13 protein-coding genes are annotated in these 15,089 nt (G+C 46.6%); 2 read left to right on the top strand and 11 right to left on the bottom strand.

Annotation, left to right across the window (positions count from 1 at the left end):
- Positions 1-240: 240 nt before the first annotated feature.
- From puuE to rsmI, 11 genes are all read right to left on the bottom strand, one after another.
- Positions 241-1,164 carry an allantoinase PuuE gene (gene puuE / locus QZ938_RS05075; RefSeq protein WP_293348479.1) on the bottom strand — a complete coding sequence of 308 codons (924 nt, stop codon included), beginning with the start codon at positions 1,162-1,164 and terminating at the stop codon, positions 241-243.
- 127 nt (positions 1,165-1,291) lie between these two features.
- A complete protein-coding gene (locus tag QZ938_RS05070) occupies positions 1,292-1,984 on the bottom strand; it encodes a GntR family transcriptional regulator (RefSeq protein WP_293348481.1) in 693 nt (230 codons plus the stop codon).
- A 452-nt stretch (positions 1,985-2,436) separates the two neighbouring features.
- The gene (locus QZ938_RS05065) at positions 2,437-4,719 is read right to left on the bottom strand and encodes an iron uptake porin (RefSeq protein ID WP_293348483.1); all 2,283 of its coding nucleotides are present in this window, start codon (positions 4,717-4,719) and stop codon (positions 2,437-2,439) included.
- Between the two features lie 208 nt (positions 4,720-4,927).
- Positions 4,928-5,260: a hypothetical protein gene (locus QZ938_RS05060; RefSeq protein WP_293348485.1), complete on the bottom strand. Its 333-nt coding sequence runs from the start codon at positions 5,258-5,260 to the stop codon at positions 4,928-4,930.
- An 11-nt stretch (positions 5,261-5,271) separates the two neighbouring features.
- The gene (locus QZ938_RS05055) at positions 5,272-5,838 is read right to left on the bottom strand and encodes an ABC transporter substrate-binding protein (protein WP_293151933.1); all 567 of its coding nucleotides are present in this window, start codon (positions 5,836-5,838) and stop codon (positions 5,272-5,274) included.
- Positions 5,839-6,060: 222 nt separating this feature from the next.
- The gene (gene uraD / locus QZ938_RS05050; RefSeq protein ID WP_293348487.1) at positions 6,061-6,567 is read right to left on the bottom strand and encodes a 2-oxo-4-hydroxy-4-carboxy-5-ureidoimidazoline decarboxylase; all 507 of its coding nucleotides are present in this window, start codon (positions 6,565-6,567) and stop codon (positions 6,061-6,063) included.
- A 113-nt stretch (positions 6,568-6,680) separates the two neighbouring features.
- Entirely contained in the window at positions 6,681-7,694 is a 1,014-nt protein-coding gene (locus QZ938_RS05045; RefSeq protein WP_293342575.1) for an aromatic ring-hydroxylating dioxygenase subunit alpha, read from the bottom strand.
- A gap of 88 nt (positions 7,695-7,782) precedes the next feature.
- Complete coding sequence (uraH, locus tag QZ938_RS05040; protein WP_293348491.1) at positions 7,783-8,145, bottom strand: hydroxyisourate hydrolase; 363 nt, start codon at positions 8,143-8,145, stop codon at positions 7,783-7,785.
- A gap of 308 nt (positions 8,146-8,453) precedes the next feature.
- Positions 8,454-9,614 carry an FAD-dependent urate hydroxylase HpxO gene (gene hpxO / locus QZ938_RS05035; protein WP_293348493.1) on the bottom strand — a complete coding sequence of 387 codons (1,161 nt, stop codon included), beginning with the start codon at positions 9,612-9,614 and terminating at the stop codon, positions 8,454-8,456.
- Positions 9,615-9,921: 307 nt separating this feature from the next.
- The gene (locus QZ938_RS05030) at positions 9,922-11,142 is read right to left on the bottom strand and encodes a glycosyltransferase (protein WP_293348495.1); all 1,221 of its coding nucleotides are present in this window, start codon (positions 11,140-11,142) and stop codon (positions 9,922-9,924) included.
- A gap of 82 nt (positions 11,143-11,224) precedes the next feature.
- A complete protein-coding gene (gene rsmI, locus QZ938_RS05025; protein WP_293348497.1) occupies positions 11,225-12,106 on the bottom strand; it encodes a 16S rRNA (cytidine(1402)-2'-O)-methyltransferase in 882 nt (293 codons plus the stop codon).
- Positions 12,107-12,278: 172 nt separating this feature from the next.
- Here rsmI and QZ938_RS05020 point away from each other — a divergent pair, with 172 nt between their 5' ends.
- Both QZ938_RS05020 and QZ938_RS05015 read left to right on the top strand, forming a co-directional pair.
- Entirely contained in the window at positions 12,279-13,142 is an 864-nt protein-coding gene (locus QZ938_RS05020) for a sugar kinase (protein WP_293348499.1), read from the top strand.
- 268 nt (positions 13,143-13,410) lie between these two features.
- Entirely contained in the window at positions 13,411-14,544 is a 1,134-nt protein-coding gene (locus QZ938_RS05015; protein ID WP_293148913.1) for a cupin-like domain-containing protein, read from the top strand.
- The last annotated feature ends 545 nt before the right edge of the window (positions 14,545-15,089 follow it).

The raw sequence follows: 15,089 nt of genomic DNA, 5'->3' as shown, positions 1-15,089 counted from the left end.
TCAGGACTTCAGTCCTCCCAGGTTCGTAGTCAGGACTTCAGTCCTCCCAGGTTCGCAGTCAGGACTTCAGTCCTCCTAGGTTCGTAGTAAGGACTTCAGTCCTCCCAGGTTCGTAGTCAGGACTTCAGTCCTCCCAGGTTCGCAGTCAGGACTTCAGTCCTCCCAGGTTCGTAGTCAGGACTTCAGTCCTCCCAGGTTCGTAGTCAGGACTTCAGTCCTCCCAGGTTCGTAGTCAGGACTTCAGTCCTTCTTAGAAACCATCGGTTTATGATATTCATGCCAGTGTCGAGCAATATCAATGCGGCGGCATATCCAAACCCTCTCATGCTGCTGTACGTAATCCAAAAAACGCGCCAAAGCCGCCGCCCGCCCAGGCCTCCCCACCAAGCGGCAGTGCAGCCCCACACTCATCATCTTCGGTGCAGTCTCGCCCTCGGCGTAGAGTACATCAAAAGCATCGCGCAGGTAAGCAAAAAACTGATCCCCAGAGTTAAACCCCTGACTCGTCGCAAACCGCATATCGTTATTGTCGAGAGTATAAGGAATTACCAAGTGAGGCCGATCGCACTCGTACACCCAGTAAGGCAAGTCATCCGCATAGCTGTCAGCATCGTAGAGAAAACCGCCTTCTTCCACTACTAGCTTGCGGGTGTGCGGGCTCGTGCGTCCCGTATACCAACCGAGGGGACGGCTGCCAGTAACTTGCGTGTGAATGGCGATCGCCCTGTGCAAATGTTCCCGTTCCGCCTCTTCCCCAAAATACTTATAATCAATCCAGCGGTAGCCGTGGCTGGCAATTTCCCAATCAGCCTCCAACATCGCTGCAACGGCTTCGGGATGCCTTTCTAACGCCATCGCCACCCCATAAACAGTCACCGGTATCTTCCGAGAAGTAAACATCCGGTGCAGGCGCCACAAACCGGCCCGACTGCCGTATTCATAACACGATTCCATATTCATGTGGCGCAGTCCCGATAGGGGTTCGGCGCCGACAATCTCTGACAGAAATGTTTCCGAAGAACCGTCGCCGTGCAGGATGCAGGTTTCTCCACCTTCTTCGTAATTGATCACAAATTGCAGTGCTATGCGCGATCGATCTGGCCATTGAGGATCGGGGGGATTTTGCCCGTAACCGATTAAGTCTCGCGGATAATTTTGTGACATATAAGTTATTTGTTAGTGGTTATTTGTTAGTGGTTATTTGTTAGTGGTTATTTGTTAGTGGTTATTGATAATAACCAATGCCCGATGCCCGATGCCCAATTCCCGATGCCCAATTCCCAATCTCAAATTATTGATGTTGTTCGATCTGTTGAATTTCTTTAATAACCCGCGCTTTACTGGCAATTAAATGTTCTTTAATTGCTGCGGCTGCTGCGGCTGCATTCTGTTCGCTGACAGCTTGAAAAATGCGACGGTGTTCGCTGCGGATTTCCAATACTCCGGGATTGTATTCCATCGTGCGAAGCCACACTAATATCATTTTGTCAAATACCTGATCTAACAAAGTTACCAACCAAGGATTGCCGGAACTTTGGGCTAGCAAGCGATGAAATTGGCAGTCAGCGTAGAGCAATTGATAATTTGTCAATTCGCCCGATCGCAAATATGTCGTACTTTCTGCCTGCAACACAATCGCTTCCAATTGTTGAACTTGAGCCGGTGTAGCATTTTGGCAGGCCTCGGCTACCGATAGCTGTTCCAAAGCAATCCGACAATCATAAAGATCCGCTGTATCTGCGATAGACAGCGTAGCGACGCGCAATCCGTGATGCGGATCTGCTGTAACTAAATTTTCACGTTGCAGTTCGCACAAAGCCTCTCTCACCGAAGTCCGGCTGACGTTGAGCATATCTGCCAGTTGAGTTTCGATCAAGCGTTCTCCAGCCGCTAATTCCCCCGACAGGATAGCAGTTCGGAGAGCTTGATAAGTCTGTTCGTGCAGAGATTGAGTGCGGCGAATCGCGCGAAATGAAAGACCCAAAATCAGTTGTCCTTAAGTTAAAATTAGAGTTAATACTGTTGTTAAAAATTTTTGATTCAGCCTCATGTCTAAGATGTTTATGTTAAATAACAGTTTGGTTGGGCTGACTCGTTTTCAATGATACATCACATTGACGCTGGTGTAGCAGGACTGTCGGGAAAGCGCGCGAAATTCGGTTGCATCGGACATCTTGCACGCCTTGTGAAGCGGGTTATTTGGAGCCTATTCGTGGGAGGGGGCGGGTTTATTTAACCTGTTTGCTACGTTTTTACTCCTTGGTGAACCCGCCCCTACAGCGGATGGGAAACGGTGCAATATTTCAGTTAAGATTTACCCGCCAAAACCACGATCGTCCATCCTGTAGGGGCGGGTTCACCGATAATATTTGACCCAGATTCATAATCTCATAAACCCGCCCCCACCCACTAAATAAACCCGCCTCTACCCCTTGCTTAAAAGCTGAACTGAGTGCGAAGATTGCCCACAAACACGGTGGGATTGCCATCAAAGTTGTTGGCATTAAAGATAGCGTAGAATGCCGGGACGATCGCAATATTATTAGTAATTGGGTAATAATACGAACCCTCTACCTCGTACTGAGTACCTCCATTGCCACCGCCCGAGAGCAAAAACCTGCGACCCGAGATATAATCGTGGGGAACTACAAATGAAAGCACGCCCAGCGCGCCCTGTTTTCCCAGATCCGGAAATCCCATTCCAACTTGCAAAGATTGTACTTTAATGTCTCCGCCAGAGCGATCGCGATTTACCGGATTCACCTCAAGCTGGCCGTAGGAATACCGCCCAAACAAACCAAAATTCCGGCTCAACAACCAATCAAAATTAACCACAAAAGTATCGGCACCGGAGTCTCTAACTCTTCCCCCAAAACCGTCATCCGCATAACCGTAAGGCAGCGGTTCGCCCACAGCACCGCCAATAAATCCATTATAAGGTTTGAGGCTCGATCGCGCGTAAAGCAACCGCAGATTGAAAGAATTGCTGGGGGCGTATTCCAACTGCGCTGTCATCGTGTTGGAACTGTTGAACAAACCATCCCTGGGATTGCTAGCAGTATTATATACAGCAGGATTCAAAAATTCGGTATTTTCAGCCATATAAGCAGCCGTAAACCTGAGCGGTTTGGCAACTTGCCAAGTGACAGCAGCGCCCGATCCGCGATCGACTGCATTTAACAGTGTACTTCCGTTCGAGTTAAAACTCGTTGCCCCTTTCAGAAAAAATGTAAAGCGATTGCCGTCAAAATATCGATAATAATTCAATCGCGGCCCGATCGCAACTTGGACTTTATCTCCGACGGGAAACGTGTAGGACATCTCGCGAAGTCCCACAGCATTAGCCGTTGGCGCACCAGTTTGATCTAAAAAAGGACTTCCCCACGAGTTGTAAAAACCACCCGAAACTAATTCGTTTGCAGGCGAGTTGCCGTTGCCAAAAACCAACTGAGTTACGAGGGAATCTTTGCCAGTAAACGAAGTATTTAGAGTCAGGAAAGCGTAGTAACTAAAAGTAGTTTCAGGCTGCCCGCGCTCAACGCGAGTCGGTCGGTTGTTGGCATCGCGAGTCGGGGTAGCAAAGGGGCTTTCCGGGGCGGTGCGGCTGCGTTCTGCGGTGATATCGCCTGTCGGAAATGCTGAGGTGAGGTTGAACCAAACCGTCGCATTGAGTTTTGTGGTAGTTGAGAATTGATTCGATTCTAAATTCGCCGTGCGAGCTTCTAATATATCGATTCTACCGCGCAGCGTTGCTAGTTCTGCGGCAAATTCTTCTTGCAGTCTCTGGAGTTTCTGTAAATCCTCTTTTTTAACTAAATTCGAGGTTCCTGCTGTTATCAACTCAGCAACTTTATCGAGGCACGCATTCAAACCTGCGGCGAATTCGTAGCGAGTCATGGCTCGATTTCCGCGATAGGTGCCGTCGGGATATCCAGCTATGCAGCCGTAGCGTTCAACTAATGATTGCAGTGCTTGAAATGCCCAATCTGTGGGTTTAACGTCGCTGAGTTGAGAAACTGAGGTGACTTGTTCCATCTCCGGCGAGGCGGAAGGATTGGTTGCTTCTAAGCTGTCTGCCTGGACTTGGGTGATGTTTGTCGGTGCTGGTTTTTCTGGGGTTTGAATTGATTCTGATAAGAGGTTTGATTCGCTGGATTCTTGAGTTGCTGTATCTGCCGGTTGCAGATTATTTGGTTGGGAAGCTGCGGCGACTTCCGATTTTTTGTTTGTTGTTAGTTCCGGTGAAATATCGGCAGTTGGTTCTAGGATTTGTGCAGGCTTTGTCTCTGTGGAATTTGGCTCTAGCGCAACTGGCCATCTAGTGGATTTTTCGGATGCTATATTTGTCTGCTTGACATCGTTGGCTTGAGAAATTTCTGCTGTTTTTTCGCTGTTTGTCGCGAGGGAAATACTCTCGGGTTTTTCTGGCTTTTGTGGTTTGGCATCAGCGATTATTTCTGGCGTTGATGCGGGATTTGGTGCTGTTTCAATTTGGGCGATCCTCTTCGTTGGCGTAGCCCCCGTAGGGGCGGGCTTCGCTAACGCACTTTGTGACTGGGCGGCATCAACCAGCGGTAAGTCGGCTGGCGAGGCTATTGCTTGCTGAGTTTCTGTAGCGGCAACTTCCGCAGCAGAGCTTGCCGGAGAATGCAGCAGGCTCATACAAATTAGTGCTGGCGTTGCTGTCAGCAGGATTTGGGAATAAAAATTTTTAGACATTATCCTCACACCGTAAATATGTATGTTCAATCAAATTGTTTGTAGTAATGACTTTAGTCATTATTAAGAGAGGACTGAAGTCCTTACTACGAACCTTTTTAGGACTCTTTGTCCTTATTACCAACTTTTGAGGACTGAAGTCTTTACTACGAACCGGGATGCGGACTGAAGTCCTCACTACAAACCGAAGTAATCATTTTAGTCAGTTTTAAGTCAAGGGTTTGCGATCGGCAGCAGGAGGTAAAGCTCGCTGCTCTAGAGGAGGTAAGTAGCTTTCATCAAATATCTTATTGACTGGGGGAGCTTCTATTTTTAAGGCTCCTGCTACTTGTTTTGCTGTCGCTTCCAGACGAGTTGGATCGACTCCGCCCAAGCCAACTTTTTCAACTTCGGGAGAGATATAGAGTCTTTCTAGGGCGATTTGCAGGCGGCGCTTTTCGGCGTTTTTGTCCATCAAGCTATCTCCCACTTTCGCTACCGACTCCAATCCGGCTGCTGGATCTTTTAATGTGTCTTGCAGTCCTTTAAAATACGCTCTCAAAAATCCTTTGACTACTTCGGGATTCTGGTCGAGAAACGCTTTTTGACCACGATCGCATTTCCGTACAAATCTAGACCGTTCTCATTATAGTAGAATACGTTTATATCTTCTGGCTTTTTGCCTGCTTTTTCTAATGCCGGGATGATGGTTGTGGCAAATCCGCTCACTGCATCGACATCGCCTTTAATTAGTAAGGTTTCCCGCAGCTTTGGTTCCATTGTAATCCACTCTACGCTGTCGGGCTGCACCCCTACTGTTTGGGCAAATACCGGCCACAGTTTGCGCGGTGCATCTCCTGGTGGAGATCCTAGCTTTTTGCCTGTCAATCCTTTAGGATCTGCAATGTTCTTCGACTTGAGGCTGACAATTGAAAAAGCCGATCGATTGTAAGGCACTGCAACTGCTACTACCGGATCGTTGGGATTCTTGGCGTTGAACTCCATCATCGAGTAAATATCGCCAAATCCGATCTCGAATTGACCTGCTGCTACTTTGGTGATGGCGTCTGACGAACCGTAGCCCCGCTCGATTTTAACATCCAATCCTTCTGCTGGGAAATATCCTTTGTCAATGGCGATCGTCAGCGGTGCGTTGTCGCCTTATGTTTTTCTGTGCCTTATGATACTATTCTACAACTATTTTGGGGGAATGTATCGGGCGATCGGGTGATATTTTCCAGTTTGTATGTGGTTGCGCGTTCACTCGCCCTCATGAGCGCTGAAACGCAAGTACGTACCAAAGAGCGCTGAAGCGCAACTACGTACCAAAGAGCGCTGAAGCGCAACTACGTGCCTGAAATTTCAGTCTTGTTTCCCAATTGCTGACTCAAGGCGAAACCGCGCAATCTCATAGATTTCTGTTAAAGCCTGCTGCATTTCAGTTTCTGGGGAATTGTTGAGGCGGCGCTCCAATGCTTCAAGAATGCTGGTTTTTGTGTGGTTTTTCACCGCCACAATGAAGGGAAAACCGAACTTTTTGCGGTACGATCGGTTGAGGAATTGCAGGCGATCGAACTCTGCGACAGATAGCCGATCCAAACCTGCGCCGGCTTGTTCGTTAACCGATGCTACAGCCATTTTTGCTTTGCTTCCCAAGTCCGGGTGTGCTTGAATTAATGCTAATTTTTCTTCCCCAGTCATGGAATTGACGGCTGTTACCATTTTAGCGTGCAAGTCGGCTGTGGAGGCAAAAGGGCGATCGTCCCAAGTGCAACGGGCGACTGTGGGAGTGCGTTCAAAAATCGCGCCCAAGGCTTCTGTAAATACCTCCTGGCTCATTTCGTTGAGTTCAATGAGAGAGTATTGCATTGTCGATCGCATGAATTAATTTTAGTAGTATGTCATTCGGAGTGAAACGAAAAAAATTGCGGACTAAAGTCCTCACTACAAACTGTCAACTGTCAACTGTCAACTGTCAACTGTCAACTGACTTTAGTTTGTTCAACTTCGCCGTGGGCTTTTAACAGTGCAGCAATTTTGCGGCGGATGATGATTCCCGGCTTATCTGTCAGCATATGCTGTTCTTGTGCGATGTCGAGCGGTACGTCCCAATCTGTTGTTTCTAAAATCCGCTTGTCTTCTAAAGTAACAGCGCGATCGAAGGCGATAATATCGCTGGTTTTTGCCTCGCTTTCGGTATCGTTGCGGAGGCAAAACTGCACCATTTGAGAAGTTGAATCGTCAATCGGAGTCATGGTATTGACGATGATGTGAACGAGTCCGTTTGGGTAAGCAATCCGCAGCTTGACGGTAAACGGCAAAAACCAAATTCCGTCTATTGTCCGCACGGTTTCTGCTTGCTCTATGTTTAAGTTTTGCTGTTGTTCGGCGGGATTGGCGACACCCAAAACACTTCGGTAATGCAGTTCCCATTCTGTTTCTGTAAACTCCATCACATCGGGCGTGAGATGCTCTTCGCTGCCGAAAGTTGCGGTATGTACAAAAGTAGGATGAGCCATATCTAATTCGTTTTCCATCACCCGCAATCCCGCACAATTCCAAGGTTCGTAAAATTCGTGAATTTGGCGGTAGTTGGGGTCTGCTGCTTCGGTAATATTGGGAATCTCGGCGATTGGTTCCCCCAAACAAACCCAAACGTATCCGTAGCGATCGCAAGCCTGATAAGATTTTACTTTGTAGTTGCCAGAAATCGAGCCGTTTGGCTGTTGCGGAACGCTGACACAAGTTCCTGACGAGTTGAATGTCCAGCCGTGGTAAGCACAGGAAATGTTGCCGCTGACAACTTTTCCCAGGGAAAGTTTAGCAGTGCGGTGACAGCAGCGGTCTTCTACTGCTGCGGGTTTACCTTCAGAATCGAGCCAAAGTGCGATCGGCTGATCTAATAATACAAAAGGTTTTGGCTCCCCGGACAATTCGGCTGTGGGAATCACTGGATACCAGAATCTTTTGAAAACAGCTTGCTTGGTAACTAACATAATTCCTCCTCTTTTAAATAATAACTCAACCCATCTTCGTTCCATCCGCTACATCCGTTCCAAAATCCGTTGCCGAACTTCCTTCTTTTCAACTACCGCGATAGGTACTGTAAGACCAAGGAGAAACAAGCAAAGGTACGTGATAATGTGCGGTGACATCCGCGATGCCGAACTGAATTGGAACGCTGTTTAAAAAAGGCGGATCGGGCAAATTTTGACCAGATTGCGCGAAGTATTCGCCAACTGCAAATACTAATTCGTAAATTCCCGATTTGAACTCGCTTTCTGATAATAGCGGAGCAGCCGTGCGGCCGTCAGCATTAGTTGTTACAGTTTTTAGCAGGATCTTGGCGCCGGAGTTGGGGTCAATTGATTGTAGGGCGATCGACATATTTGCAGCCGGACAGCCGCGGGCTGTGTCGAGAACGTGAGTAGTAAGTTTGCCTGACATTATTTTCAACAGTTGACAGTTAACAGTTGACAGTTGACAGTTTGATAGCGACATCTACCTAGAAGGAAGAGGATTTGAGTAATGAATAGTCTGATTTTAATTTCTCCCTCAAATGGAGAGGCTTTCAATCCATTCTTTCAGACCAGGTTAAATGCTGATTTTTGCTCGATTTTTCCGCTAATTTTTTCGTGGTAAGATAAGAGAATAACAGAGGTAGAGCCTCTGCATATCCGTTTTCAAGAACAGCCAGGTAACCACTTTACATCCGCTACATCCCGCACATTGCTCGTTGCCAAACTTCCTTCTACTTAGTGTAACGGGCCTGCCATGATGACTTTGGCGATCGCATCTGTCACGTCAGTTGGCCGTTCCTTAGCCAGTTGTTCGTACCAAAGTTGTGTCACCTGCGGATCTTTGCCGTGAATTTGTTCGGCACGCTGGCGCGCTTTTTCGACAACTGCATTCGCCCGCTGCTTGCGCTCAGTTTCGTAGCGTTTGAGGGCGTATTCTACGCCTAAATTCGTAGTCGAAAGGTAGTTGCTGAGTACCAGTCCATCTTCCATGGCTTGACAGCCTCCCTGGCCCAAATCCGGGCAGGTAGCGTGGGCGGAATCTCCCAGCAAAGCAACTCTACCGCGAACGTAGGAGTCGATCGGGCCTACGTCGTGAATTTCCGGGCGGGCGACTGTTGCGGGATCGAATCTTTCTATCAGCAATTGCACTGGTTCGGCCCAACCTGTAAAATGTTCTTTAAGTTCGGCTTTGTAATTGTCGGGATTGGCGGGAGTTCCTGTGGGTAACGGAACATCGAAGAAAAAGTAAAATCGATCGCCCGCTACGGGCATTAATGAGGCGCGCTTGCAGTCACCGACATAAATCGCCCAAGTATTTTTCGGCGCTAGTGCTTCATCCGCCGCTACTAGCCCGTTCCAATTGATATAACCGCCGTATTTCGGCTGTACTTCGCGGCCCAATACATGGGTTCGCAAAATTGAGCGAACACCGTCAGCAGCCACCAACAAATCGCCGCGCGCTTTGTCTCCATTCTCAAAAATTGCAGTTACTCCGGTTGCGTCTTCTTCCACAGCAATACATTTGCGATCGAGCTTGACTTCTCCCTTAAAAGCTGCTAATAACATTTGTTGTAAGTCGCGGCGCGCCACCGGATAAGGACGCTGACCGACTTGTTGAATTAGTGGCATTAAATCGATGTCATTTAGCAGTTGACCGATTTTGGTGCGGTATTCCATGCGCTCCATTTTTCCGCCAATTTGCGCCATTTTTTCGCCTAAACCAAGGCGGTTGAGAACTTTGACGCCGTTCGACCACATGGAGATACCAGCGCCTGCTGGACGCAGTTCTTTGACGCGATCGTAAATTGCAACTTCATAACCTGCTTGTTGGAGGGCGATACCCGCAGTTAAGCCACCAATTCCGGCACCGATAATGACAACTTTTAAGTCGTGCATTCTGTGTTTCTCCTGCTGAGTGAAATCCTAATACATACTATTTTAGATTTTAGATTTTAGTATCGAGAATTACATCTATTGTATTTATATCAAGGTCTGTCAATCACCCGTAATACGAACCTGTTTGTAGTGAGGACTTTAGTCCTTCTTGGATTCGGACTAAAGTCCGTACTACGAACCTGGTTTGTAGTGAGGACTTTAGTTCTTCAGGTTTGTAGTGAGGACTTTAGTCCTTCTTGGATTCGGACTAAAGTCCGTACTACAAACCTAAAAAAACAACTTACACACCATACATATTAATTTGGAATTAGCCTAAAAACTTGGTTAATTCACCAAGATTTTGCCCAATCGCATTTGTCCCGCGAATGTGAGATAGGGGAGAACCTCCGTACAAAAAACTATCCAAGCTGACTTGATAATTTTGCTGCACCGCCAAATCCAGCCACAAATTCTTAAATGCCGCTCCCGGTTTGTAGTCGGGAATGTTATGCTGGTAGTAGGGAAAACTGTCAAGGCAAGTATTGAAAAAGTTCTTGCGGCCGCAATGCTTTAAATACTGATATCGCGGTTTGAATTCAGTTTGATTTTGCAATACTGTATGAATCGTATCCGCTAAGGATTCCGCGTCAAATTTGGAATAAAGACCCGCACCTTCCGGGAAAACGGGCGAGTTTCCTCGGGCGTATTGGTTGAATTCTTCAAAACAAATTACGGGTACGTTGCAACTCATGGCTTCGGTAATTCCCCGGTTTTTGCCTTCGAGGAGGGAACCCAGGACGAATGCTTGCGCCCGCGAATAATAGTTAGGGATTTCTTGGTAGTAGTCAACTCGCGGCAGTAAGTTGATGTAGTCGGAGGTATTTCCTAAAATTGTTTCAACTTCGTGCAATTCTTTTAAGGCATTCTCGTCAAGAGTTTTCAAGTTATTGACATCAAAGTCGTGACCGCTGACAACTGTTAATTTTATGAGTTTTTGCGGATACTTTTGCCGATAAACTTTTAAGGCTTTGGCAATCATCGGCAAGTTCTTTTCTTCGGAAAATCGGGCGACTGCGAGGAGTTCGATGTCTTTGGCGGGGACGTTGCGAGGGGAAATTAAGTATTCGTTGATAAAGTCGGTGTCTTGTAGCGGTATAATTGGTTTGTTGGCGCGATCGGGATATGTTTCGCGAAACCACTTGGCTCGCTGCGGATTTTTGTATAAACTAGAGTAAGCGTCGGCTACGGGTGCCCAGGAGTAGGAGATTCCGGGGGAATAGGTGAAGGAATGAAATACTGAGGAAAGTTGGGGAAATAGTTTATTTATCAGTTCGACTCCTTCGCTGAAGTAAATCCCTTTGATGAATTTTCCTTCGTAAAACAGCGGGGGAAGCAAGACGTAGAAACTGACTGTATCGAAGCGGTGGGGTTGGTCTTCAAATATCTCCCAGCTAAAGGCGTCTAAGTCTGCATAGATTTCGGCGATTGGTTTGTTGATGTGGGGGTTGCGTAAATAGGGTTTTTGGCGATCGTAGTTTCCGCGTACCATAGATTTTGTAGTATGATTGTTTAACTTTTTTATTTAACCGCAGAGAACGCAGAGGGCGCAGAGGAGGAGAAGAGAGAGTTTTTTACAAGTCGTTTAAGGGTTTTTCTGGTGGTTTAGTGTCGTCTATTGTTAGGGCTAGTTGGTAGATTTGGCGGCGGGAGATGGATGTTTGTTGGGCTAGCTGGCGGCTGGCTTGGGAACGGCTTATTCCTGCTTGGATTAATGTTTGCAATTCGGCTTTGATGGCGTCTTCTGAGAAAATTGGTGCGTTTGTTTGGACACCGGCAATCACTAGGGTAAATTCTCCCTGGGGCTCGCGGGTGGTGTAAAGTTCGATCGCACTTTCCATACTACCGCGCCAAAATTCTTCGTGCATTTTAGTCAACTCCCGCGCCAGCACAATCTGTCTGTCGCTTCCCAAGCTGTTTGCTAAATCTTGTAAAGTTTGCCGCAATCGGTGGGGAGATTCGTATAAGATAATAGTCCGAGATTCAATTTGCAAATTTTCTAAACTGAGTTGGCGTTCTTGACCTTTGACTGGCAAGAAACCTTCAAACACGAATCTATCTGTTGGCAATCCAGACGCACTTATCCCAACTATACAAGCACTCGGGCCGGGAATCGGAATAATATTGATATTAGCATCGGCGCAGGCTTTGACTAACTCGTATCCGGGGTCGGAAATTCCCGGCATTCCGGCGTCGGTGACGAGGGCGATACTGTTTCCTAACAGCAGTTTATCGATTAATTCCGGGAGTCGCTGCTGTTGGTTGTGTTCGTGATAGCTGATTTGGGGCGTTTTGATTTGAAAGTGGTGTAAAAGTTTGCCTGTGTGGCGCGTGTCTTCGGCGGCGATGAAGTCTGCTGCTTGCAAAATTCGGATGGCGCGATATGTCATATCTTCCAGATTGCCGATCGGCGTTCCGACAATGTACAGTGTTCCTGTATTGGGATTTGCTTGCATTTTGATAAGAAGAAGGAAGGAGGCAACGGATAATGTACGGGATTTAACGGATGGAAGATGATTAAACCGCGAAGACGCGTTAGGCGAAGCCGCGCGTAAGCGCTAGGACACGAAGGAAGAAGGAAGGAGGCTTTAGGGAAGAACAGATTTAATAATATATGTAAAAGATAATATGAAAACTGGATTGTTTTTGGGATTGGCAACTTTGGATTTAGTTTATTTAGCCGAGAAGCCTCCGGGGGAAAATCAGAAAGTTGTTGCTGTTGATTCTACCATTGTTGCGGGCGGGCCGGCGACAAATGCTGCGGTGGCTTTTAGCAGTTTGGGGAATGCGGCGGTGTTGGCGGGGGTTTTCGGTACTCACGCGATCGCCCAATTAATCCGTGCAGACTTAGCAGAGTACAATGTCAGGATAATGGATTTGCAGCCAGGGCGATCGCACTCTCCGCCAGTCTCTTCGATTATCGTAACTGAACAAACGGGCGATCGGGCAGTAATCTCAGTCAACGCTACTAAATCCCAGGTTGACAGCCAAGCAATTAACCGAGATATTTTAACATCAGTTAATATCATACTCTTTGACGGACATCAAATCCCAGCCAGCCAAGAAATTGCTCAACTCGCCCAATCAAAAAACATTCCAATCGTCCTCGATGGCGGCAGTTGGAAACCCGGATTAGAAAAAATATTGCCCTTCGTTGAATGGGTTGTATGTTCGGATAACTTTCATCCGCCCGACTGCCACAATTCCGAACAAGTCTTTGCTTATCTCTCAGCAGCCGGAATTCCCAACATTGCCATCACGCGCGGCGAAAAACCAATCCAATACTTGTGCAAAGGAAGTTTTGGTAGTTTAGAAGTGCCTCAAATTCAAGCCACAGACACATTAGGCGCCGGCGACATCTTCCACGGCGCATTCTGTCACTACATTTTACAAGAAAACTTTACAAACGCCCTAATCGCCGCAGCTAAGATAGCATCCGATTCCTGCAAATTTTTCGGAACCCGCCAATGGATAAAAAATCTGCAACCTTAACTTTAAATTAACAAAAAAATCCGGACAAAAGCGATCGCACCCAGAAAACTCAAACAGCCAACACTCATTAAGCTAAAATAGTCCTAGCAACCCTTTCAAAACTTTTCAACTCCTCTCCTCTCTTCCTACCCTTCGGGAACGGCTTCGCCGAACGCGCCCTTTGCGTCTTCGCGGTTCGCAAAAAAAAATCACAAATCCAACCAGATTGCTATATTAGTTAAGCAACTTCAAGCAAAACAAAACCACCCCAAAACAAAACACTCCAATCATGCCTGACACCCAACCCCTAACCATCACACTTCCCCCTTTGCGGATTACCCTAACCGAAGAACAACAGGTTAATCTAGAATGGCTGACGCAAAACTTACCCAATCTACTCGCAGCAGCGCCAAGCAAACCAGAAGTCCCCGACAACCTCAAACAGTGGGTGGCGGCCAACAAATTATTAAATCAACCAGATACAGACATCATTCAAGGCCTAATAAATACAGGCATTGATGCCGAAACAGCAACCGCAGAAGTTACCAAAATATCCTCTCATCCGTACTTCCAAGCAGGCAGCCATTACGTGCAGTTATTGCAGAAACTGGAATCGCAACTCACCATTAACAATCAATTAGCAGCCCTCTCTTCCAAGTTTGGCACAATCGAACGCAAAAGCAGTCTTTCCCGAGAGTATTTTCTGGAAAATTATTACGCTAAAAATACTCCGGTAATTATTACCAACATCATGCACAACTGGAAAGCCTTACAGTTGTGGACGCCAGAGTATTTGCAGGAAAAATATGGCGATGCAGAGGTGGAAATTCAAGCCAACCGCAATTCCGATCCGGATTACGAAATTAAGATACACAACCACAAAAAAACCGTTCAGTTCCGCGAATATATAGATATGGTCGTCAACGGCGGCCCTAGCAACGACTGCTACATGGTTGCTAACAACCAAACTCTGGAAAGAGAGGAATTTAAGCCGCTATTCAACGACTTTGAAATTTTCCCAGAATATCTGACTCCCGACGATACCAAAGGCAGAATTTTCTTTTGGTTTGGCCCGAAAGGTACAATTACACCGCTACACCACGACCCGGTTAACTTAGTTTTAGCACAGGTATCGGGACGCAAACTGATTAAGTTGATTTGTCCCCAGCAAACACCTCTGCTTTACAATCATGTCGGAGTTTTCAGCAAAGTTGACGGTGAAAATCCTGACTATGACAAATATCCGCTTTACAGAAATGCAAAAATCATTGAGGTGATTTTGGAACCGGGAGAGGTTATCTTTATTCCTGTGGGTTGGTGGCATCACGTAAAATCGCTGGATGTGAGTATTTCGGTTTCGTTTACTAATTTTGTGTTTCCCAATTATTACGAATGGAAATATCCTCATATTAATTGGTCGTAGGTTGGGGTTCGCTTTACAAAAACACTCCCAAAATCCCGTAGGTACTGTCTTGACAAGTCAAGAAGGGGCGATAGAAAAATTGAGTCGAAAGGCTTTTGGGACTTAAAAACCCCAAAAGCTAAATGCACCAACTAAAGTCTTCTCTTCATCCCTTGGGCTTGCCTTGACAACTAGAATAACTTCTAGCCCTACTTATTCAGCCGATACCATTGTCCTCCATTCAAATCTCTATTCTCTCTCTGTGTCCTCTGTGTTCTCTGCGGTTAAATTATTCCCATACAACTCGAAACGATAATATTAGTTTTACTAAAGAAGGACTAAAGTCCTCACTACGAACCTAGGATAATAATTTTAATGCCGATATTTACCTATATATATTGCGGCACAGATTTCCATTATTTAATGATATGTCAAGTTGCCAAAAAAAGCAAGGGGCGGACTCAAAAAAAAGTCGCCCCAGCTTTAATGAAAAACTACCTTTGATTCCAAGCCACCGCCGTATCAGTGACAGCTTGGTCTACAGGTTTTTCACCTAACATTGCCGC

This window comes from Microcoleus sp. CAWBG27 (assembly GCF_020883145.1).
In the GTDB taxonomy this organism is placed as follows: Bacteria; Cyanobacteriota; Cyanobacteriia; order Cyanobacteriales; family Microcoleaceae; genus Microcoleus.
Note: the sequence above shows the minus strand (reverse complement) of the source record. Positions and strands in the feature narration are given on the sequence as shown.